General features: G+C 41.9%; 20 protein-coding genes. 12 read left to right on the top strand and 8 right to left on the bottom strand.

What is annotated here, in order from left to right:
• Window positions 1-36: 36 nt before the first annotated feature.
• On the top strand, window positions 37-957 hold the full coding sequence (gene fmt / locus CLV57_RS06940; RefSeq protein WP_100340587.1) for a methionyl-tRNA formyltransferase: 921 nt from the start codon (window positions 37-39) through the stop codon (window positions 955-957).
• Window positions 958-1,066: 109 nt separating this feature from the next.
• Window positions 1,067-1,855 (top strand): DUF3050 domain-containing protein, encoded by a 789-nt coding sequence (locus tag CLV57_RS06935; protein WP_100340586.1) that lies wholly within the window; start codon window positions 1,067-1,069, stop codon window positions 1,853-1,855.
• Here the strand turns inward: CLV57_RS06935 and CLV57_RS06930 are convergent.
• Together CLV57_RS06930 and CLV57_RS06925 are read right to left on the bottom strand one after the other, a co-directional pair.
• The gene (locus CLV57_RS06930; protein ID WP_100340585.1) at window positions 1,850-2,680 is read right to left on the bottom strand and encodes an aminotransferase class IV; all 831 of its coding nucleotides are present in this window, start codon (window positions 2,678-2,680) and stop codon (window positions 1,850-1,852) included. The two genes, CLV57_RS06935 and CLV57_RS06930, sit on opposite strands and share 6 nt — an antisense overlap.
• A gap of 101 nt (window positions 2,681-2,781) precedes the next feature.
• A complete protein-coding gene (locus CLV57_RS06925; RefSeq protein ID WP_100340584.1) occupies window positions 2,782-3,822 on the bottom strand; it encodes an RluA family pseudouridine synthase in 1,041 nt (346 codons plus the stop codon).
• A gap of 132 nt (window positions 3,823-3,954) precedes the next feature.
• Here CLV57_RS06925 and CLV57_RS06920 point away from each other — a divergent pair, with 132 nt between their 5' ends.
• The 4 genes from CLV57_RS06920 (at window position 3,955) to CLV57_RS06905 (ending at window position 8,008) form a co-directional block, all read left to right on the top strand.
• On the top strand, window positions 3,955-5,010 hold the full coding sequence (locus CLV57_RS06920) for a DUF6588 family protein (protein ID WP_100340583.1): 1,056 nt from the start codon (window positions 3,955-3,957) through the stop codon (window positions 5,008-5,010).
• Between the two features lie 9 nt (window positions 5,011-5,019).
• On the top strand, window positions 5,020-5,913 hold the full coding sequence (locus CLV57_RS06915; RefSeq protein WP_100340582.1) for a 1-aminocyclopropane-1-carboxylate deaminase/D-cysteine desulfhydrase: 894 nt from the start codon (window positions 5,020-5,022) through the stop codon (window positions 5,911-5,913).
• Between the two features lie 143 nt (window positions 5,914-6,056).
• A complete protein-coding gene (gene lat, locus CLV57_RS06910; RefSeq protein WP_100340581.1) occupies window positions 6,057-7,388 on the top strand; it encodes an L-lysine 6-transaminase in 1,332 nt (443 codons plus the stop codon).
• Window positions 7,389-7,576: 188 nt separating this feature from the next.
• Window positions 7,577-8,008, top strand: a complete 432-nt coding sequence (locus CLV57_RS06905) for a hypothetical protein (protein WP_100340580.1) — start codon at window positions 7,577-7,579, stop codon at window positions 8,006-8,008.
• Between the two features lie 3 nt (window positions 8,009-8,011).
• On the opposite strand, the gene bshB1 is transcribed toward CLV57_RS06905, so the two are convergent.
• Genes bshB1 through CLV57_RS06890 form a run of 3 tightly spaced genes read right to left on the bottom strand, consistent with a single transcriptional unit; the run spans window position 8,012 to window position 9,859 of the window.
• Window positions 8,012-8,731: a bacillithiol biosynthesis deacetylase BshB1 gene (bshB1, locus tag CLV57_RS06900; RefSeq protein WP_100340579.1), complete on the bottom strand. Its 720-nt coding sequence runs from the start codon at window positions 8,729-8,731 to the stop codon at window positions 8,012-8,014.
• Between the two features lie 12 nt (window positions 8,732-8,743).
• The gene (locus CLV57_RS06895) at window positions 8,744-9,241 is read right to left on the bottom strand and encodes a glutathione peroxidase (RefSeq protein ID WP_100340578.1); all 498 of its coding nucleotides are present in this window, start codon (window positions 9,239-9,241) and stop codon (window positions 8,744-8,746) included.
• Between the two features lie 3 nt (window positions 9,242-9,244).
• A complete protein-coding gene (locus CLV57_RS06890; protein ID WP_100340577.1) occupies window positions 9,245-9,859 on the bottom strand; it encodes a DUF4294 domain-containing protein in 615 nt (204 codons plus the stop codon).
• A gap of 107 nt (window positions 9,860-9,966) precedes the next feature.
• On the opposite strand from CLV57_RS06890, the gene CLV57_RS06885 reads away from it, so the two are divergent.
• From CLV57_RS06885 to CLV57_RS06870, 4 genes are all read left to right on the top strand, one after another.
• Entirely contained in the window at window positions 9,967-12,189 is a 2,223-nt protein-coding gene (locus tag CLV57_RS06885; protein WP_100340576.1) for a RelA/SpoT family protein, read from the top strand.
• Between the two features lie 131 nt (window positions 12,190-12,320).
• Window positions 12,321-12,788 (top strand): Fur family transcriptional regulator, encoded by a 468-nt coding sequence (locus tag CLV57_RS06880; protein WP_100340575.1) that lies wholly within the window; start codon window positions 12,321-12,323, stop codon window positions 12,786-12,788.
• A 35-nt stretch (window positions 12,789-12,823) separates the two neighbouring features.
• On the top strand, window positions 12,824-14,101 hold the full coding sequence (locus CLV57_RS06875) for an adenylosuccinate synthase (RefSeq protein WP_100340574.1): 1,278 nt from the start codon (window positions 12,824-12,826) through the stop codon (window positions 14,099-14,101).
• Window positions 14,102-14,142: 41 nt separating this feature from the next.
• Window positions 14,143-15,405: an anthranilate synthase component I family protein gene (locus CLV57_RS06870; RefSeq protein WP_245856891.1), complete on the top strand. Its 1,263-nt coding sequence runs from the start codon at window positions 14,143-14,145 to the stop codon at window positions 15,403-15,405.
• A gap of 6 nt (window positions 15,406-15,411) precedes the next feature.
• On the opposite strand, the gene CLV57_RS06865 is transcribed toward CLV57_RS06870, so the two are convergent.
• Together CLV57_RS06865 and CLV57_RS06860 are read right to left on the bottom strand one after the other, a co-directional pair.
• The gene (locus tag CLV57_RS06865; RefSeq protein WP_100340573.1) at window positions 15,412-16,137 is read right to left on the bottom strand and encodes a YqjF family protein; all 726 of its coding nucleotides are present in this window, start codon (window positions 16,135-16,137) and stop codon (window positions 15,412-15,414) included.
• A gap of 34 nt (window positions 16,138-16,171) precedes the next feature.
• Entirely contained in the window at window positions 16,172-16,879 is a 708-nt protein-coding gene (locus CLV57_RS06860) for a LysE family translocator (RefSeq protein WP_100340572.1), read from the bottom strand.
• Window positions 16,880-17,056: 177 nt separating this feature from the next.
• Between CLV57_RS06860 and CLV57_RS06855 the strand changes: the two genes are divergently transcribed.
• Window positions 17,057-18,691 (top strand): MFS transporter, encoded by a 1,635-nt coding sequence (locus CLV57_RS06855; RefSeq protein ID WP_100340571.1) that lies wholly within the window; start codon window positions 17,057-17,059, stop codon window positions 18,689-18,691.
• 24 nt (window positions 18,692-18,715) lie between these two features.
• Window positions 18,716-19,189, top strand: coding sequence for a deoxycytidylate deaminase (locus CLV57_RS06850; protein WP_100340570.1), 474 nt, complete (start codon window positions 18,716-18,718; stop codon window positions 19,187-19,189).
• A 94-nt stretch (window positions 19,190-19,283) separates the two neighbouring features.
• On the opposite strand, the gene alaS is transcribed toward CLV57_RS06850, so the two are convergent.
• Window positions 19,284-21,977: an alanine--tRNA ligase gene (gene alaS, locus CLV57_RS06845; RefSeq protein WP_100340569.1), complete on the bottom strand. Its 2,694-nt coding sequence runs from the start codon at window positions 21,975-21,977 to the stop codon at window positions 19,284-19,286.
• Between the last annotated feature and the right edge of the window lie 1,105 nt (window positions 21,978-23,082).

The following is a 23,082-nucleotide window of genomic DNA, read 5'->3' as shown; positions in this document are numbered from 1 at the left end:
TTTACAAACTCACATCACATCATTGCTATTATCACTATGAAAATTGTATTTATGGGCACCCCCCAATTCGCTGTTCCTTCATTAGAGGAATTACTGCAATCAGGCTCTAACATTGTTGGGGTTGTAACCGCTCCGGATAAGCCTGCAGGCAGGGGGCAAAAATTGAGCGAATCGCCCGTAAAGAAATTTGCCGTAGCTAATGGCTTAAAGGTGTTACAACCAAGCAATTTGAAAGACCCGCAGTTTCTTGAAGAGTTAAAAGCCTTACACGCCGATTTGCAGGTGGTTGTTGCATTCCGGATGTTACCTGAAGAGGTTTGGAACATGCCATCAAAAGGCACAATTAATTTACATGCTTCATTACTGCCGCAATACCGCGGCGCGGCTCCTATTAATTGGGTGCTTATAAATGGTGAGAAGGAAAGCGGTGTTACCACTTTCTTTTTAAAACATGAAATTGATACCGGCAATATATTGTTCACCGAGAAGGTTACGCTTACCGGCCACGAAACCGCAGGCGAACTGCACGACAGGTTAATGAACAAAGGACCATTGCTGTTGGTTAAAACGGTAAAAGCCATTGAGAGCGGCAGATATAACCAACACCCGCAGTCGGGCTTTTTAACTGATGAGGTTGAACTGAAAACAGCGCCTAAATTAAGCAAGAAAGATTGCCTGATTGACTGGAACCAAACATCGGAAGCGATCTATAACCGCATACGCGGCTTGAGCCCTTCTCCGGGTGCCTACACTACATTGAATGATAAAAATTTCAGAATATTTCGTGCCGAAACCCAGCCATCTACACCAGGCATACAACCCGGCGGCTTTTTAACTGATAACAAAACTTACCTCAAATTTGCGGCCCAAGATGGCTTTGTTTTAGTTACCGATGTACAGATGGAGGGTAAAAAGCGTATGGGTATTGAAGAGTTTTTAAGAGGAATGAAACTGTAACGTCGGCGGCAACTCATAGTTTCACATTTAAGGTTTTGAAACCTTATAAATAAATGACATTGGCTACACTTTGCACTATTAACTTTGCGGCTTTTACGCAACAGTTAATATGCAACACCAGATTGATACGCTTAAAGCCGAGATAGCGCCATTACGTCAGCAACTCATAGATCATAAAGTATACAGTAGCATTACCAAATCCGAGCATTTACAGGTGTTTATGGAGCATCATGTGTTTGCTGTTTGGGATTTCATGTCGCTTTTAAAATCGTTGCAGCAAAAACTTACCTGTGTAAAAGTGCCATGGGTTCCTGTGCAAAACAGCAACACCTGCTACCTTATCAATGAAATTGTTGCCGGCGAAGAGAGCGATGTTGACAGGCATGGCAATCGCATAAGCCATTTTCAGCTTTATTTACAAGCCATGCAACAGGCCGGTTGCGATACATCTCCTATCAATGGCTTGATTGAACAACTCTCTAATGGGAAAAGCGTTAGTGAAGCGCTAACCGGAGCGGACGTACCGCAAGCTGCATCAACATTTGTTCAACAAACATTTGATGTAATAAAAACCGGTAAAGATTACCTGGAAGCCGCTGTATTCACCTTTGGGCGCGAAGACCTTATCCCCGGAATGTTTATCAGCATGGTGCAGGAGCAGAATAAACAGGCTACCGGAAAAATGGATATATTGCTATATTACTTAGAGCGTCATATTGAAGTTGACGGCGACCACCACTCCCACCTGGCCTATGAAATGACAGCACAACTTTGCGGAAACGACGAGCAAAAATGGCGGGAAGCTACCGATGCAGTTAAAGAGGCATTGACCGCACGTATTGCACTTTGGGATGGAATTTTAGAACAAATAAATAAACTACAGCCGGCGGCTTTATAACTTGTTCAATTCGTCAACAAACACCTTACTCATTTTATTAAAGTAACGGCGTATACCATAGCCCATTACGCTTTGTATACCTTTAACCGCGTTGGTTAAAAATACTTCGTCGGCAGCATATAAAATCTCAGGGTTAATTTGTGCTTCAGTAAGCGGTATATCATTTTGCTGGGCTATATTGATTACAGCCTGCCGCATTACACCCTCTACACAGCCTTCGCTGAGCGCGGGTGTGTATAAATGATTTTGATAGTAAACAAACACGTTTGAGCTACTGGCTTCGCATAAAAAGCCGTTTTGATTGAGCAGCAAAACATCATCCAGGTTATTCTGGCTTTTATGAATACCTGCCAACACATAAACCAGCGAATTACAGGTTTTAATATTAGATAAAAAGTTGGTCGGCTTGGTCAGTTCTGTAAAAACATCAACTATCAATCCTTTACTGTTTAAAAAATAGCGAGGCTCATCTGCCGGCTGTATCTCTAAAATGTAACCTGTTTTATTTTGTGTTGGTGTATATAGTCCTTCCGAGTCACGGTATACGGTAAGCCGTAAACGCCCGTGTTTGATTTTATTTACCGAAGCAAGCTGCTCTGCCTTTTCTTTCAAAAACCAGGTATCTAACTGCGAGTATCCATCCATTTTAAGCGCTTTCATGCCCTTGTGGAGCCTATCGGCGTGTTGCTCGGCAAACTTTAACTGCCCTTTAAGCATGCGCATGCTTTCAAACAAACCGTCGCCATATTTAAAGGCACGATTGGCAACGCTTAACACTTTAGCATCTGCAGGTAATATCTCTCCGTTAAAATTTATAAAAAGCATCGGCCCTCCCAGTTCAATCCGCCTACAGCGTCAGGAACTTTTTAAATAGCATTTTGATACAGATAGTTTTGGTAATGTTACAAAATATTCAATTATGGGCATTAGCTTTCGGTGGGCGTTGCACTGGTATATTTTCGCCATTTGGCCAATACCCCCTCAAAATCAGCCGGTAACGGCGCTTCAAAGTGTATGTATTTTTTTGTTGATGGATGGACAAATCCTAACGTTTGGGCATGCAGCGCCTGTCGAGGCATAATTTCAAAACAGTTCTCTACAAACTGGCGGTACTTACTGAACACTGTTCCCTTCAATATTTTATCACCACCATAGGTAGCATCGCTAAACAAGGGGTGACCAATGTGTCGCATGTGCGCGCGTATTTGATGTGTGCGGCCTGTCTCCAACTGGCATTCAATCAAGGTAACATAATTTAAGCGCTCAAGCACTTTATAGTGGGTAACAGACCATTTGCCTTTTTCCTCATCATCATAAATAGACATCACCCTTCTGTCGGCCACACTTCTGCCTATGTAGCCTGTAACCGTGCCATCCTGTTCTATATCGCCCCAAACCAACGCCAAATATTTACGTGTGATGGTGTGATCAAAAAACTGCTTAGCCAGGTAATTCATGGAGCGCTCATTCTTACTGATAAGAAGCAGACCAGAAGTATCTTTATCTATCCTATGCACCAAACCCGGGCGACCATCATTACCCGGTAATGTAGGCAACTGCTGAAAATGATAAACCAGTGCGTTAACCAATGTACCTGTGTAATTATTATAACCCGGATGTACCACCATGCCTGCGTCTTTATTTACAACCAGCACATCGTCATCCTCATAAACAATATTGATTTGTATATTTTCCGGATAAACCTCTGTATCGCGCGGTGGATGAGGTAATACTACAGATATTACATCCAGCGGCTTAACCTTGTAGCTGGGTTTAACAGCCTTTTCATTCACCAAAACGTTCTCGGCATCAATAGCGGTTTGAATACGGTTACGCGATGCGTTCTCAACGCGGTGCATTAAAAACTTGTCAATACGCAACAACGACTGGCCCTTATCAACCACAATACGCAGGTGCTCATAAAGGTCTTGTTCTTCCTGATCGTATGCTTCAACATCCTGATTCATGGCTGCAAAAGTAGTGGTTTTTCAACACAACTGTTTTGTGTGTTATTCTTAAAAATACCAATTTACCCTTATTTAAATAATAATAAATATGTACTACTTTTATGCGCTGAAAATCAATTATAAATCACAATTATGAAAAAACTCTACGCTCTTGTTTTAGTAGCGGCTTTATCAACTGTTGCTTTAAGATCAAACGCACAGGATGGGTTTAACGACCTCTTAAAATCGAACGCTGCCGATGCAACCTTATTATTTAAAAATTATGCAAACCCGTTGTTTAAAGGTTTTGGTACTGGTTTAAACAGCGGCTGGAACAATACCGCCGACACAAAAAAGCTATTACACTTTGATCTTCGAATCACTGCAAATGCAGCGTTTGTTCCTACAGTTGACAAAAGTTTTGATGTTACTAAAATTGGCTTATCTAACCGGGTTAGAGTAGATGGTTCTTCAACCACCAATATCGCACCAACTTTTGGTGGCAAGAAAGATGTAAATACACCTGTTATGGCGTTGTATGATAACAACAATAATAAACTTGGAACTTTTCAAATGCCCGATGCAGTTCTTAGCGTTATTCCTGCTCCAAACATTCAGCTAACCGTTGGTTTGATAAAAAACACCGACCTATCTCTACGTATTACACCCGACATTAAGTTAAGTGATGATGCGGGTACCGTAGGAATGTTTGGCTTTGGTTTCAAACACAACATCATCAAAGACTTTACTAAAGTGAGCCCGTTTGATTTGGCAGTTGCTGTAAATTATAGCCGTATAAATTACTCAAAAGGCTTAGATGTAGCTAATGAAGACGGAACTTCAAATGCTAACAACAATCAGCGCATTGATGCGAAATTTAGCGGCGTTAATGTTCAGGCTATCATCTCAAAGAAATTATTATTCTTTACACCTTTCCTGTCAGTAGGTTACCAAACAGCTAAAACAGATTTTGGCGTATTAGGTAAATATGTTGTAAGATCAGGCGGAGTTCCAAGTGGTAATCCTTCCACTCCTATCACCTATACTTATACTACTCTCACCGACCCTGTACATATTAACGAAAACAGCATCAGCGGCTTGCGTACCGATATAGGTTTCCAAATGAATTTAGCTGTGTTTCGCATTTATGCATCAGGCAGTTTAGGTCAGTATAAATCAGTTAATGGTGGTATAGGCTTTGGCTTCTAACAGCTATTAATGGATATCAACTTAGCTATATACAGCCCCGTTCATCAGATAAAAGACCAACTTTTTGATGAGCGGGGCTTATCTGTTTTTATAAAGCGCGATGACCTGATCCACCCCATTATATCAGGAAACAAATGGCGCAAACTCAAATACCTGCTCAAAAAAGCGCAGGCCGAAAGCAAAACCCACCTTGTTACCTTTGGCGGTGCGTTCTCCAATCATTTGTTGGCAACAGCGGGTGCAGCAGCGCTTTTTGGCTTTAAAGCCACCGGCTTTGTGCGTGGCGACGAGGTAGATAACGACATGCTTTTTATGTGCCGTCTGCACGGTATGGAACTTATTTTTACCGACAGGGACAGCTACCGCAATAAGCAAGCCTTATTCGACCAATATTTTAGCAACGATAAGGAAGCTTTCTTTATTGACGAAGGCGGCGCCTCGCCCCAGGCGGCGCAGGGATGCAGCGAATTAGTTAGCGAGCTGAATGATATATATGATCATCTTTTTTGCGCCTGCGGCACCGGCACCATGGCGGCCGGTATTATTAATGGCGTAAAAACAGCAAATCTGCACACGCATGTTAACGGCATTCCGGCACTAAAAGGTGGCAGTTTTTTGAAGTCTGATATAGACAACCTATTACACCAACCCACTGATTATACGCTGCATACTGACTATCATTTTGGCGGGTATGGCAAAACTACGCCCGAACTGATCAACTTCATTAAAAAGTTTATTGCCAACACCGGAATTCTCATTGATCCGGTTTACACCGGCAAAATGCTATATGCTATTTATGATCTTGCCCAAAAAGATTATTTCGCTCCGGGCAGCAAAATCTTAGCCATTCACAGCGGCGGAATTTGGGGTTTGCTGGGCATGAAAAATAAGTTTTCAGAATAACCTTTTCCTGTACCAAATTCGGCTTCGGAACAAAAACAAGCTTTAAATTGTTTAAACTGTGTTTTTCCGCTCACAGTTCAAAAACCGCCTAAATTATGCTGTTTGAGGGTTTTTTGTACATTTGGTTATAAACTTTGCTACTTATGTATAATCTTTCAGTTGCTCCGGAAAATGTTATCAATTCATTAAGAAAACATGTTTTAGCCGATGGCTATGACCTTACTTTTGATATGGAAAAAAGTGAGGGTGTGCATATATATGATTCAAAGAATAAGCGCACTTTGCTTGACTTTTTTACCTGTTTCGCTTCGGTGCCTTTAGGTTATAATCACCCTAAAATGCTGAACGACGAGGCATTTAAAAAGAGTCTTATGCTGGCTGCACTAACTAACCCATCTAACTCTGATATTTATACAACCGAATACGCTCAGTTTGTTGAAACGTTTGAACGCGTAGGTATTCCTGATTATTTGCCGCATGCCTTTTTTATTGCTGGCGGCGGTTTGGCTATTGAGAACGCGCTTAAAACAGCAATGGACTGGAAAGTACAGAAAAACTTCGCTAAAGGCCATACTACCGAAAAAGGCTTTAAAGTATTGCATTTTGAACACGCTTTTCATGGCAGAACCGGTTATACACTTAGCTTAACTAACACGCTACCTGTAAAAACAAAATGGTTTGCCAAGTTTGACTGGCCGCGCGTGCCCTTCCCGGCAGTAAAGTTTCCACTTACGGATGAGCATCTTACCGACGTAGTGAAACGCGAGAAGGAAAGTATTGAACTGATCAAAAAAGCCTTCGCCGATAATAAGGATGATATATGCGCCATTATTGTTGAACCTGTACAAGCCGAAGGTGGCGATAATCATGCCCGAAAAGAATTTATGGAACAATTGCGTATCCTGGCGGATGAGAATGAAGCTTTGCTGATCTATGACGAAGTGCAAACCGGAGTTGGTTTAAGTGGCAGGTTTTGGTGCCATGAGCATTTCGGCAAAAATGCTCGTCCGGATATTATTGCGTTTGGTAAGAAAATGCAGGTATGCGGTATTTTGGCAGGTAACCGTGTTGATGAGGTGGAGAATAATGTATTTAAAGTACCATCGCGGATTAACTCAACCTGGGGTGGCAGTTTGGTTGACATGGTGCGCTCTACCAAAATATTAGAAATTATTGAAGGTGATGACCTCTGCAATAAAGCGGCTCAAACAGGTGCTTACCTGCAGGCACAGTTGAACACTATTGCAACACGTAATAACAAAATAAGCAACGTACGTGGAAAGGGCCTGTTAACAGCATTTGATTTTGATAATAAAGAGACGCGCGACAAATTTGTAAGTGAAGGCATGAAAAGAAACGTGATGTTTTTGGGATGCGGCCCACATACCATCCGTTTCAGGCCGGCACTTATTATTGAAAAAAATAATATCGACGAAGGACTTAATATCCTCGAAGATATTTTGCATAAGCTATAATAATGTAATTTTATTGCTACAACAACGTATTTTTTAGGCGTATTATAGGCATAACTTTTGTTTTAAGGGCCTATAGTGTATGTTTGCAGATATCACTCTACCGGTGAATCTCTTTAATTGGCAGGTACGCTTCCCCTAATAAGCCTGCTGAGCACAGGAATATTATAACCTGCAAAATGTTATAGTTTATGAGCAAGCCTATTGAAAAACTAAAAAAGCAATTGATAGAAATATCTGAAGTTGTTAATGCATTCCGATCCGAAGCAGTACAGGTAAAAATAGTTGATAAGCTGTTAGACGCCATGATTGAATTTGAAAAGCAGGACGGAGACAACAGCGAAATATTAGCCGTTAAACGAATTGCAGGCGACAACGATACCAAAACCGGTTCCCGTAAAAAACCGGGAGCAACCAAAGTGCTTAATCAACTGTTAAGTACCGACTTTTTCAAAACGCCGCAATCCATCTCAAGCATTGCCGAATACTGCAAAGCGCATTTTGATTCTGATTTTAAAACTTCAGAACTATCAGGGATACTTTTAAAGCTATCTAACGAACACAAGCTGAAACGACAACGTAACGACGAAAATAACCGGTTTGAGTATGTAAGCGTTGATTAACGCTTACCTCAAATCAAATAAACTGTTAACGCCTAATATTCTTCGCGTGGTAAAACCCTCTGCGTAGGTTACGCCAATAATTTTACCAAACTCGCGCGCCCTGCCTTCAATACCCTCAATAAAGCCAGGCGATGAAATATAGGTTTGCGGTTCTTCTTCCCACTCGGGGTTGAAAAATTGCGACCCAAATGCTTTTATGCTCTCTACTTTTTTATCCCAGTGATCTGTAACATCTACTATTATATCGGGTTTGATGTACTCATCCTGTATAAAGCTGAGAAGAATATTTGCGCGCCATGGTTCCTGCAGCACGCCGTTATCATAGGTTTCTATCTTACGCAACCCTGATAAAAAAGCGGCAGTATCTATCAATTGATGGGCACGGCCATGATCAGGATGCCTGTCGTGCTTTGCATTTCCAATTATTATTTCGGGTTGATACTTACGTATGGCTTGTATAACTTTTAACTGATACTCCTGTGTATTAGTGAAGAAACCATCAGGTATGGCCAGATTATCTCTAACCGAAAGGCCTAATATCTCAGCAGACTTTGCAGCTTCTGCATCGCGTATCTCAGCAGAACCACGGGTGCCTAATTCGCCTCGGGTAAGGTCAACAATCCCTGCTTTTTTGCCTTCGGCTATGTGTTTAAGTAAAGTACCTGCACAGCCCAGTTCTGCATCATCCGGGTGCACCGATAGTACCAGTATATCTAATTTCATGGTAGATGTATGTTAAATTTCGTTGAGTAGACGGCTTATCCGTTTTTTAATTTTTGATGAAGTTGGTTTGGTGAACGGGTAAAAAAAGTCAACCACATAACCATGCCTGTCTATTAAGAACTTATGAAAATTCCACCGGGGCTTGGATGATAGCTTGCCGTTTTGCTTTTTATCTGCCAGAAATTGGTAGAGCGGATGCGCATACGGCCCTCTTACCCTGATCTTATCAAACGTATGAAAGTTGGCACCGTAATTCTCACAAAACTGAATGATGCCCTCACCTTCTAACGGCTCTTGTCCGCCGAAATCATTTGAAGGGAAAGCCAGAATTTCAAAATCCAAGCCCTCAAATTCTTTCTTTAATTCAACAAGGTCTTCCATTTGTGGCGTTAAACCACATTGCGAAGCAGTATTTACTATTAAAAGTACTTTATTTTGGTAAGCGCTGAGGCTTTTTTCCAGTCCGTTTAACAAGGGTACGTTAAACCGGTAAATGGTATTGTCAGTCATTATTTAGTATCTGTACGAATCGTATCCTGCCTGCTGCAGTATATACTCTATATCGCGTTCCTCGTCTCTGTCGTATTCTTTCTTCAGGTTGTGCCCAAAAATACGGGCGGCTGATTGTAGTAAAAAGGCATTGAACCCACCCTTTAGCTCCTTAACCAGGTCAAATGTTGTATTATTTGTTTCTCGGTCAATCAATTTGATCAGTATCTCACCTTGAGTAACGGTCAAATTTTCAATTTCGCGTTTAAACATGTCTTTTATTTGCGTCTCACATGCTTTAACCAGGGCTTTCTGCTTTTTCTTGTCACCGGTCATCGCTAAATCGCGTTCCAGTTGTCTGTAACGCTCACCTGCAAAATGTGCGTAAGGTATTACTTTGTAAACATTGTATTTCAAACGGCGGTAAGCATCTCTGTCGGCCTGCGTTCTAAAAATACGCATGTCAACAATATCAACTTCAGGAGCAACTATCCACGGAATGCGTTCACCCTCATACTCAATTGAGTAGGTCTTGATAGTGTCATTTTTACCAACGGCAGGAGATGGAACAGTCTTATTCTGCGCTAAAACAGCACAACTGAGGCAGCAGCAAAGTAGTATAAGACCAATAAATTTCATATTTTTACCTATAAACAAAATTAAAGCATTTTTTTTGTCTATTGTATAAAGTAAGGCAAATAAATTATTTGTTACAAGGCCATTATAATAAAATCAATACCCGGAATATGAAAGAGTTAGTGATAGATATTGAAGCAGAGAAAACCGAGATATTGAAAAGATATCGCGCATTGCTGCGCGCCAGTAAGTCTACCTTGCAAAAAGGCGATAAACGCATGATACGCAAGGCTTTTGATATGGCGCTTGAAAGCCATAAAGATATGCGCCGCAAAAGCGGCGAGCCTTATATATATCACCCTATTGCAGTTGCCCAGATAGCCGCTGAAGAGATTGGCCTTGGCACAACATCAATTGTATGCGCTTTATTGCATGATGTTGTTGAGGATACAGATATTACGCTTGATGAGATTGAAAACGAGTTTGGTAAAAAGGTAGCCAAAATTATTGACGGCCTCACCAAAATATCGGGCGTTTTTGATACCAATAGCAGCCTGCAGGCGGAGAACTTCCGTAAGATGCTGCTTACGCTGGCAGATGATGTGCGGGTGATCCTTATTAAACTGGCCGACAGGTTGCACAATATGCGTACCATGGAGTTTATGCCGCGGGATAAGCAGCTAAAACTATCATCAGAGACCATTTATCTGTATGCTCCGCTGGCACACCGTTTGGGTTTATATGCTATAAAATCTGAACTGGAAGACCTTTCCATGAAATACATGGAGCGCGAAACCTATCAGTTTATTAAAAACAAGCTTAACGAAAAAAAGGCCGAACGCGAAAAATTTATTAAGGACTTTATTGAGCCGGTAAATAAGATGCTGGAAAGTCAGGGCCTGCATGGTGATGTTTTTGGCAGACCAAAGTCTATCCATTCTATATGGAATAAGATGAAGAAAAAGGCGGTTCCATTTGAAGAAGTGTATGACCTTTTTGCCATCAGGATCATCTTAGACAGTGCGCCCGAACATGAAAAAGCCGACTGCTGGAAGGCGTATTCCATTATAACAGACTTGTACAGGCCGAATCCCGACAGGTTACGCGATTGGATATCATCGCCTAAGGCAAATGGTTATGAATCATTACACACTACTGTAATGGGCCCACGCGGACAGTGGGTGGAGGTTCAAATACGCACTAAGCGCATGAATGAAATTGCCGAGAAAGGCTTTGCTGCGCATTGGAAATACAAAGAAGCTTCAACAGACAGCGGGCTTGACCAATGGGTGAGCAAAGTGCGCGAGATGCTTAAGAATCCGGATGCTAATGCGCTGGAATTTTTGGACGACTTTAAAATGAACCTTTTCTCTGATGAAATATTCATTTTTACGCCCAAAGGCGCCTTAATTCAGCTTCCATTAAATGCTACCGCTCTTGATTTTGCTTTTGAGATACATACCGATGTAGGGGCCAGTTGTATAGGCGCCAAAGTGAATCATAAGCTGGTTCCATTAAGCTATAAGTTGCAAAACGGCGACCAGGTAGAGATTATCACTTCCAACAAACAGGTACCGAAGGAAGATTGGCTGAACTTTGTAGTTACTGCTAAAGCGAAGTCGAAAATCAAATCGGCGTTAAAAGAAGAAAAACGTAAAGTTGCAGAAGATGGCAAAGAGATTTTAGAGCGAAAAATGAAAACGCTCAAAATAACTTACAACTCTGAGAACCTGCATAAACTGAGTTTTTACTTTAAATTGTTATCAACGCAGGATCTGTTTTTCAATGTAGCAAAAGGCCTGATCGACATCAAAGACCTGCGCGAATATCAGCAATCTGAAAAAGTAGTTGAGAACAAACCGCAGGAAAAAATAGATACTGAACAAGTACATAACTTACTTAAAAACATAAAAGCCAAAGACAGTGACATGCTGCTTATTGGCGAGGATATGCAGAAGATAGACTACAAGTTAGCTGCCTGCTGCAATCCTATTCCCGGCGATGACGTTTTTGGCTTTATAACGGTAAGCGATGGCATAAAAATACACCGAACCAACTGCCCTAACGCGGCTAAGCTAATGGCAAACTATGGCTACCGCATTGTAAAAGCACGTTGGACCAATCAACAGGAACTGGCATTCTTAACCGGCTTGCGTATAACCGGCATTGATGATGTGGGTTTGATCAACAAGATCACCACCGTTATATCAAACGACTTTAAAGTGAATATGCGCTCCATAACCGTTGACAGTGATAACGGAATTTTTGAAGGTTCTATAATGGTTTATGTTAATGATACTGAACATTTGGACAACCTCATAAAAAGGCTAAAACTGGTTAGCGGTGTTACTACGGTTAGTAGGTTCGATACCGCCATTGAGAAAGCATCTTGAGAAAGAAACAAGAGTTAAGAAACAAGAATTAGGATTGTTGTAGGCTATAAATGCAATCGCATCCTCTTAATTCTTGCTTCTTAACTCTTGTATCTAATAAAAATAATAACTTTGCCTTTTAATAAAACACTATGCCCCAACAGGAAACCATAGCAATGGTGAAAAAAATTTTTGAGGCTTACCTTGAAAATAAAAGTTTGCGTAAAACGCCTGAGCGCTTTGCTATTTTAGAAGAGATATACTCGCGTAATGATCACTTTGATGTGGAATCGCTGTATATCCATATGAAAAATAAGAAGTATCGCGTTAGCCGCGCTACTGTATACAATACGTTAGAGTTATTGGTGTCATGCGACTTGGTTACCAAACATCAGTTCGGTAAAAACATGGCGCAGTTTGAAAAATCATACGGCTACCGCCAGCACGATCACATAATTTGTATAGATTGTGGAAAAGTGGTTGAATTTTGCGATCCGCGCATTCAGCAAATACAAAGTATGATGGGCGACCTGCTTAAATTTGAGATCAAACACCACTCTTTAAATCTTTATGGAAATTGTGTGAAATTAAGAGAAGGTTTCTGTGACAGAAAAAATTAACTTTGCGACCTTTAATATAACACTATAATTTCATAATGGCTGTTGACGTATTATTAGGCCTCCAGTGGGGCGACGAAGGAAAAGGAAAAATTGTTGACGTTTTAAGCGCCGGTTACGATTTGATTGCCCGTTTTCAGGGTGGCCCAAATGCCGGACATACTTTAGAATTTGACGGCAAAAAGTTTGTACTGAATACCATTCCTTCAGGTATATTTTTTGAAAACACACTTAACCTTATTGGTAACGGTGTTGTAATAGATCCTATCACCCTAAAAAGGGAATTAGATAAATTAAAAGATGCAGGCCACGACCTGTTAGCTAAAAAGAATTTGGTTATCGCTAAAAAAGCGCATCTTATATTACCAACTCACCAATTGCTTGATGCCGCTAACGAAAAGCGTATGGGCGATGGCAAAATTGGTTCAACATTAAAAGGCATAGGTCCTACTTATATGGACAAGACCGGCCGTAATGGTTTACGTATTGGTGATATTACGTTACCTGATTTTAAAGAGCGTTACCAAAAGCTGGTTGACAAGCATACATCTATGCTGCAATCATTATATGGCGAAGTTGCTGATTTCAGTGAGCGTGAACAAGCTTTCTTTGAAGCAGTTGAATTGATCAAACAATTCCCGCTTGTTGACTCAGAGCATTTAGTTAACGGATACATCAAAGAAGGCAAAAAAGTATTGGCAGAGGGGGCACAAGGCGCTATGTTGGATATTGATTTTGGTTCGTACCCATTTGTAACCTCGTCAAACACTACTGCTGCCGGTGCCTGTACCGGTTTAGGTATCGCACCGTCAACTATTGGCGATGTGATTGGTATTTTTAAAGCTTATTGCACCCGCGTTGGTGGAGGCCCTTTCCCTACTGAATTGAATGACGAAACAGGCGAAGAACTTCGCCGGATTGGTCATGAATTTGGAGCAACAACCGGCAGGCCACGCCGTACCGGCTGGATAGACCTGCCTGCGTTGAAATATGCTATTATGTTGAATGGTGTTACCCAAATGGTAATGACCAAGGCAGATGTACTGAGTGGTTTTGACAAGATCTACGCATGCACTCACTACAATTACCTGGGCGAGAAAATTGATTACATGCCTTATGATATTTGTTCTGTTGATGCAGAGCCTGTGTTACAGGAAATTGATGGCTGGAACGAAGATTTGACCGGCATTACCGAATTATCAGAAATTCCTGAAAAGCTGCAATCATACATCAACTACCTGGAAGAACAGTTAGGTGTTCCAATTAAATACTTATCTGTAGGACCGGACAGGAAGCAGACGCTAACATTACAATAATAAAAAGCCTCCTTTTCGGGAGGCTTTCTTATTTTTACACAGTGGTAAAGCTGTTAACCGATACCGTAACTTTTAAACATAAAGCGCTACAATGGGCCGCAACTTTTGATGTAGCCTGCTACCTCGACTCCAATAATTTTAAAGACGCTTACAGTAAATTCGATTTGTTAATAGCCGCGGGCGCTAAAGATCAGTTAACCGCCAATGCAGGGTCGGCTTTTGAACAGTTGGCAACGTTCCGTGAAGCTCACCCGGGCTGGATCACAGGCTTTTTTAGTTACGATCTTAAAAATGAAGTGGAGGATGTATTTTCTGCTAATCCCGACCAGATTGAATTACCTGATCTGCACTTCTTTGCTCCTTTGCATTTGATAATGGTTAGAGGCAATGAGGTTGAAATATTATCAGATAATGCTGACCATATATTGATTGCCATTGAGCAGCAAATTGAGATAAAGCCGCCTGCTGGACAGATAAGCCTTAACCAGCGTTTTAGTAAACAACAGTATATTGATACTGCCAACAAAATAAAAGAACATATTACCCGCGGCGACATTTATGTAACCAATTTTTGCCAGGAATTTTACGCTGAGGAAGTTAAGATTGACCCGGCAGCTGTATTTGCTGAACTTAACAGAACATCGCCAAAACCATTTGCTGCATTTTACAAGTGGCATAACACCTATGCTTTATGCGCATCGCCGGAGCGTTTTTTAGCGAAACGTGACAACAAACTCATCTCTCAACCCATCAAGGGTACAGCGCCAAGAGGCAAGAACGCAGAAGAAGATGAAGCTTTAAAGCATACTTTACGCAACCACACCAAAGAACAGCAGGAAAATGTAATGATTGTTGACCTGGTGCGAAATGATCTTACCAGATCGGCCAAGCAGGGCACTGTAAAAACGAAAGAACTGTTTGGCATTTACAGCTTCCAACAGGTGCATCAAATGATATCAACGGTGGTTTGCGAACTTGACCCTGCGGTATCTGCGGTTGAGGCTGTACGTAACACCTTCCCAATGGGTAGCATGACCGGTGCACCTAAAATACGCGCCATGCAGTTGATGGAGCAATACGAACGCACCGAACGAGGATTGTACTCGGGCGCTATAGGCTATTTTAGTCCGGATAATGATTTTGACTTTAATGTAGTGATACGCACGTTGCTTTACAATGCCGATTCGGGCTATTTATCTTTTCAAGCAGGCAGCGCTATTACTTATCATGCGGATGCAAAACAGGAATATCAGGAATGTTTATTAAAAGCTAAAGCTGTTTTAGAGGTTTTGGGGAATGACTAAAGTGCATCATACCCTTATCTTCTCACCCATTCTCACCCCAATAGCAGAGCCATTGGCAAAAAACGCAGAATAAGGCTGAACGGTTAAATAAGGCACAAAAGCGTCACCATACAAAGCGGCTACATCGGCATCAAAAACCTGGTCAATAACCTGGCGGGTTTGCCAGCTAACATGCTCCACCTGATACTGCATGGTAGTTTTCTCATCCCAGATGTTGTAGCCCCAATAATGTTCCAAAATGAATTCCTCGGCACTACCCGATTCAATATCGTTTACTTCATTTGCTATCGTAGCTCCGAGTTTATTCCACCGTCCGTTCAACTTCCACTCGTATAAATATTGGGCAGAATTATTAACCGTTGGTGTAATGGAATGGCGCATAGGTAAGGCGCGGTAGTGTTCGCGATATAAATTATTGGCTATTATGGCAATGGCAGGTTTAGGAACTATTTCGCTAATAAAAACTGCACCCCGCTTCCAAACATTTCCGTCAAAATAGCGCACATAAAAGCGAAGATTAACTTCTTCAAAATTGGTATGCATTGGCCAACGTACGCCCAGCACACGGGTGTCATGGAATAAAAAACCCACCATGCTTACCAAAGCTTTGCCCTGCCACAAGTCGAGCTCTGTTCCGGCAGGGATATAGGGCTTTAAAACTTCGGCATCAACCTCATAATTCAGCATGAGTAAGTTGAGCCAGTTGGCTGTAAGGAACGTTTTTGCAGGCATGTAAAATAAAAATAGAACTGTTGAATCTAAGGACTTAAAGCCTGATCAGATTGGCCATAGTGCTTTTTGTAGCAGGCTTTCCCTCCACCTTAGCGGTAGGTTCCGCAAAGAAATAATGTGTAACCAGTTTATCCATCAACACCAGCGAAGCGATGATCAGCGCAACACCTGCCACCTGGTTTAAACGGTGTACCAGCTTAGCAGATACTTTAGCCCTTAATTTATTAGCATAGAATGCCTTGGTAGTGTCTAAACCAAATTGCACAATTAAAACCGTTAAAAACATTACCGCTATTTTAACTGTACGGTTAGTATCGTCAGCTCGGTAAATGGTGCTTGCTGTACCTATAACGGTTATCCAATGGAACAACAGCGTAGGGTTAAAAATGCACATCAGGAAGCCTTTTAAAAAGTATCCGTAGCGCTTAATACCTGTGGGCTGGTCGTTATTATAGTTGAGTTTTACCTTTTTAATGATGTAGCGCACACCTACCACAAATAATATAATACTGCCTACTACACCGGCAATAGTTTTGGTTTGAGTGGAGACATCGAATAATTGTGAGCCGAACAAAATGGCTCCTACAAACACAATATCACTGCATACCACACCCAGAGCCATGTATATGCCTGCGTGAAAACCACGCTCAATACTGGTTTTAATCAATGCAAAAAAAACCGGGCCGGTTAAAAACGTCAACACAATTCCAATCCCAATCCCCGAAATAACAGCCTCTATCATTTAAAAGTAGCCTTAGGTTCTATTTTGAAGTATGCGAATATCATGGTTATATCATAAACAACCAAACTTAAATAACACTTGTGCGCCAACTAATATCTGTAATATTAAAAATGGTACTGTTATTTAACAAAAATGGCTTATGTTAGTGTTTAAAACCCTTGATAATTATTAAGCAATATGGAGCAAAACGGGTCAAGAAATTACAGATCGGCGTTGTTTACGGTGATAACCGTATACTTTTTTTGGGGGTTTCTGGCAGCCTCAAACGGCATATTTATTCCATTTTGCAAAGAGCATTTCAGCTTAACACAGTTTCAATCGCAATTAATTGACTTTACTTTTTATGGTGGATATTTTATAGGATCGCTAATTTTATACTTTGCATCGCAGGCCAGCAAGGTTGATATTTTAAATAAACTGGGTTACAAAAATGGTATTATCGTGGGCTTGCTCATTTCAGCTGTTGGTGCGTTGGCCATGGTGCCATCGGTTAACACGGGGTCATTTGGGCTCATCCTTTTATCGTTCTTTATCATCGCACTTGGATTTTCCTTACAACAAACAGCTGCAAATCCATTCGTAATTGCATTAGGGCCGCCATCAACCGGTGCCACACGCTTAAACTTGGCCGGCAGCCTGAATAATATTGGCGGTATCACAGGTCCATTAACAGTTAAGCTTTTACTATTCGGAACAGCGGTTTCAGCCATAGCTGCGGCGGATGTAAAGATCTCGTCCATAAACACGCTATATTATATACTCGCAGCTTTATTTATAGGTGTGGCTATCTTTTTTAAGGTTTCCGACCTGCCCGTTGTAACAAGCGACCAGAAAATTGAGCCGAGTAATAGGGTAAATTTACCCTTGCTGATATTACTGGTTGCCTTTTTGATGATATTGGCAGCTGATCCGCTCAGCAACGCGTTAGGCTTACCGAGCGAATACCCGGTGTATGCATCGTTGTTAATTATTTTAGGCACGCTTATCAGAGCTATTTCTGCATCGGCGAAAGATAAAACCGGTTGGGGTGCCATGCAATATCCGCAGCTCATATTAGGAATGATAGGCATATTTACCTACGTGGGTACTGAAGTTACCATTCAAAGTAATTTAGGTTCGTTGCTTCATACGCCCGAATTTGGCGGCTTTACCGAATCGCAGGTGGCAACATTTATCTCCCTGTATTGGGGCAGCTTGATGATAGGCAGGTTCACCGGAGCAATAGATAGCTTTGATCTGTCAAAACAAACTAAAAATATATTAACTGCTATTGTGCCTTTTATGGCTTTTGCCCTTGTACTTGTAGTAAATGGCAGTTTAGGCGAAGACGTAAGCAACCTGTACATATACGCCATAAGTGTGGCTATATTGGTTGTAGCATTTTACATTGGTCAGCAAAAGCCAACGCGTACCTGTATGGTGATGGGTTTGTTAGGCGTGGCTTTTATGTTGGCAGGCTTGTTAACAACCGGTACCTTTGCCACGTTTGCTTTCATTAGTGGGGGCTTATGCTGCTCTATTATGTGGCCGTCCATCTTCTCGCTGGCACTTACGGGCTTGGGTAAATATACCAGTCAGGGTTCTGCGTTTTTGATCATGATGATTTTGGGCGGTGCCATTATTCCTCCGCTCCAAGGCAAAATAGCCGACAGCAGCAACAACGTTATCCCCGGCATGAGTGGCCTGCACTTCTCCTACATTGTTCCAGCTTTAGGTTTTGCTTACATTGCATTCTATGCCTGGAAGGTTGGTATTGAATTAAGAAAGCAAGGCATAGACCTCGACAACATGGAAGTTAAAGGTGGTCATTAAAAATTGATAACTTTACATGCAACTATGAAACCAAGTTTTGACCACATATTTATGAAACTGGCTACAGATCTGGCCCTGCGTTCGCATTGCGTAAAGGCACAGGTTGGGGCGGTTTTGGCACGCGATACCCGTATTATTTCCATAGGTTATAACGGACCACCGGCTGGTACCCATAACTGCGACGAAGAATGGCCGGTTGATGGTTGCCCGCGCGACTCAAAAGGCAGTTGCTCACTTGCTTTACATGCGGAACAGAACGCTATTTTATATGCGGTGAAGAATGGCGCCAAATTAGAGGGAGCCACATTGTATACAACCCTGTCGCCATGTATAGCGTGCGCCAGATTGATTTTCTCAGCCGGAATAAAACAAGTTTATTTCAGTAAATCATACGCGCAATACAAAGGTTTGGCCAGCGATGAGGGAGTTGACTTTTTAAACCGTTTTGGTGTGCCGACCATGAAGCTGGAAGAAGAAGAAATACTACCATCTATATAAAAGAACAAAGCAATCACTGAAGAAAAGCATAGTTGCTTATTGCTTCAGAGATTGCTTCGTACCTCGCAATGACGGTGGGTTGATGTTTTTGTTCTTAGCTTACAATAGCTTTAGCTTTCTCCAACACCCTGTCCAGTCCGCTGGTATCTTTACCACCTGCTGTTGCAAAGAACGGCTGACCGCCACCTCCGCCCTGAATTTCTTTAGCCAGGTCGCGTACTATCTTGCCTGCATCCAGTCCTTTTTCTTTAACCAGATTCTCAGCTATCATAACGGTGATGCCGGGTTTACCGTCGGTATTGGTTACCAATACCAGGAACAAGTCTGACACGATATCTTTTAACTGGTAAGCCAGATTTTTGACCGCATCGGCTCCGGGTAGATCTACCTTTTGAGCGATGAAGTTGATACCGTTGATGTTCTCTGCTTTTTGAGCCAGTTCATCTTTCAAGCCCGCTGATTTCTCCAATATGCTTTTTTCAATTTCCTTTTTAAGGCGATTGTTCTCTTCTAACAAACTCTCAACGCTTTTGCTGATGTCTTTAGGGTTTTTCAACAACTCTTTCAAGTCATTCAATAACTTGCTTTGGTTGATGATAAACTGCTCGGCAGCTATACCGGTAATGGCCTCAATACGGCGTACGCCTGCTGCAACAGCGCTTTCTGATATAATTTTAAAGTAACCAATTGCACCGGTAGCCTGTACGTGCGTACCGCCGCAAAGCTCTTTACTAAAGGTCTCGTCGAATGTGATCACACGTACATGATCACCATATTTTTCACCGAACAGGGCGGTTACGCCGCTGCTGATGGCGATATCATAAGGCACATTGCGCTCTTCTTTAAGCGCTATGTTCTCGCGTATTTTTTGATTAACAATGGCTTCTATTTGTGCCAGCTCCTCATCGGTTACCTTAGCAAAATGCGAAAAGTCAAAACGCAGGTACTCGGCATTCACCAATGAACCTTTTTGGTTTACGTGCGTGCCTAAAACCTGTTTCATGGCGGCATGCAGCAAGTGTGTAGCCGAGTGGTTGTTCATGATGCTGGTGCGCAGTCCTTTTTCAACAATAGCGGTAAGCGCATCGTCAATATCTTCGGGCAGTTTATCTACGTAGTGAACTATTAAGCCGTTCTCTTTTTTGGTATCGGTTACGTACACTACCTCACCATCAGGGAAAACCAGCTCGCCTTTATCTCCTACCTGACCACCGCTTTCAGCGTAAAAAGGTGTTTTATCCAGTACTATCTGGTATTGATCTTTACCCTTTGCGGTTACCTTGCGGTACTTTACAATATGGGCAATGGTTTCGGTTTCATCATAGCCGGTAAACTCAACGGAATCATCTTCCTTTAAAACAACCCAATCACCGGTGTCAACAGCTGAAGCTGCGCGCGAGCGGGCTTTTTGTTGTTGAAGAGCAGCATTGAATCCTTCAATGTCAACAGTCCAACCAATTTCACGAGCCATTAACTCAGTTAAATCAATAGGAAATCCGTACGTATCTGATAACTCAAAAGCAAAACTTCCCTTAAGCTCGTTTCTTAATGTTTGAAAAACGTCAGCATCGTGATATACTACGGCAGAGTTCTGCCCCCTGCTGTATGAGGTAAACTCTACAAATTTCTTAATCCCTTGTTCTAAGGTTCTCAAGAAAGCATTTTCCTCTTCCAAAACCACCTTCTGCACAAAATCTTTCTGGTTCCATAACTCATCAAACACACCTTTAAACTGCTCGGCCAGCAAAGGCACCAATTGATTAATGAAAGGCTCTTTAAAGCCTAAGTTCTGGTATGAATACCTTACCGCCCTACGTAATATTCTGCGGATAACATAGCCTGCTTTGTTGTTGGATGGCAACTGACCATCGGCAATGGCAAAGCTAACGGCACGTATATGGTCGGCCAGTACGCGCATGGCTACGGCTGTGCCCCAATCGGCATCACCCGGCTCAGCAGCGGCATTATATTTTATTCCCGATTTTTGGGCAATGAATTCAATTATCGGTGTAAATACATCAGTATCATAGTTTGAGCTTTTGCCTTGCAGCACACGCACCAAACGCTCAAAGCCCATACCTGTATCTACGTGCTGAGCTGGTAACTCCTGCAATGAACCATCTTTTAAACGGTTAAACTGCATAAATACGTTGTTCCATATCTCAATAACCTGCGGATCATCGGCATTAACTAATGTGGCACCGTCAACCTTTGCGCGCTCTTCGTCGTTGCGATTATCGTAATGTATTTCAGAGCACGGACCACACGGACCGGTCTCGCCCATTTCCCAAAAGTTATCCTTTTTATTACCTAATAGAATATGGCTTTCGGGTACACCCTGCGCTTTCCAAAAATCGAATGCTTCCTGGTCTTTAGGCAGGTTTTGCTTGTCGTCGCCTTCAAAAATGGTAACGTACAGGCGGTCTTTATCTATGCCGTAAACCTCGGTCAGCAATTCCCAGCTCCACTCAATGGCTTCCTTTTTAAAGTAGTCGCCAAAGCTCCAGTTGCCCAGCATTTCAAACATGGTATGGTGGTAGGTATCAATACCCACTTCCTCCAGGTCGTTATGCTTGCCCGATACACGTAAACAACGCTGCGTATCAGCCACGCGCGGCGATTTGGCGGGTGCCTCGCCTAAAAATATGTCCTTAAACTGGTTCATACCGGCATTGGTGAACATCAGCGTAGGGTCGTTTTTAACAACTATAGGGGCAGATGGAACAATGGTGTGCCCTTTTGAGGCAAAAAAATCAAGAAAAGCCTTGCGTATCTCGTTAGCGGTCATTACAAATTCTATTATAGTTTTGTACTATACAATGGATGCAAAAGTGTGAAAATTTGACGTTATTTTACACCCTTTTTATAAGTAATATCGAACACCGGATATCGAATTTTGAATAATGAAGTATTAATATCTTAGCTGTTTTAGCTATTAACGGCAGGTGTCTCGCTTGTGTCTCGCTTGTCTCACTTGTCTCGCAACAAGACAGACAGGACAGCAAGACAGCAATGCTCCATCAAATTATAAAGTGTCTTGCTGTGTCTCGCTTGTCTCGCAACAAGACAGACAGGACAGCAAGACAGCAATGCTCCGTCAAATTATAAAGTGTCTTGCTGTGTCTCGCTTGTCTCGCAACAAGACAGGCAAGACAGACAGGACAGCAATGCTCCATCAAATTATAAAGTGTCTTGTTGTGTCTCGCTTGTCTCATTTGTCTCGCAACAAGACAGGCAAGACAGACAGGACAGCAATGCTCCACAAATACGGCACTGAGCAGATATTGGTACTATCAAATGTGTTAATTTTAAAGAATGATACAGTGACAATAATATGAGACAAAGAGAAATAAAATACTATAAGTAATTATTTATCAATATATTAATTAATAATATATTCATTACATTAATTTCATGATATAAGAATTTACACTACCTGATACCACTAAATGTTCAATATTGATACAATAACTGTCTGTCTTGTTGTCTGATGACAAGACAGACAAGACACAACAAGACAAGCAACCGATATTGAACTAAACTGTCGGCCTACTTATACTGTCTTGTAGTGTCCGCACTGTCTTGCTTGTCCTTATCCACAACAAGACAGACAAGACAGCAATGCTCCATCAAAATTATAAAGTGTTTTGTTGTGTCTCGCTTGTCTCGCAACAAGACAGGCAAGACAGCAATGTTCCGTCAAATTATAAAGTGTCTTGTTGTGTCTCGCTTGTCTCACTTGTCTCGGAACAAGACAGGCAAGACAGACAGGACAGCAATGCTCCATCAAATTATAAAGTGTCTTGTTGTGTCTCGCTTGTCTCGCAACAAGACAGGCAAGACAGACAAAGTGGAGAGGGGCTGGGGGGAGTCGACTGGTATTTTACTCACCC

The sequence above is a fragment of the Mucilaginibacter auburnensis genome, assembly GCF_002797815.1.
Taxonomy (GTDB): domain Bacteria; phylum Bacteroidota; class Bacteroidia; order Sphingobacteriales; family Sphingobacteriaceae; genus Mucilaginibacter; species Mucilaginibacter auburnensis.
This window is presented reverse-complemented; position numbering and strand designations above follow the sequence as displayed.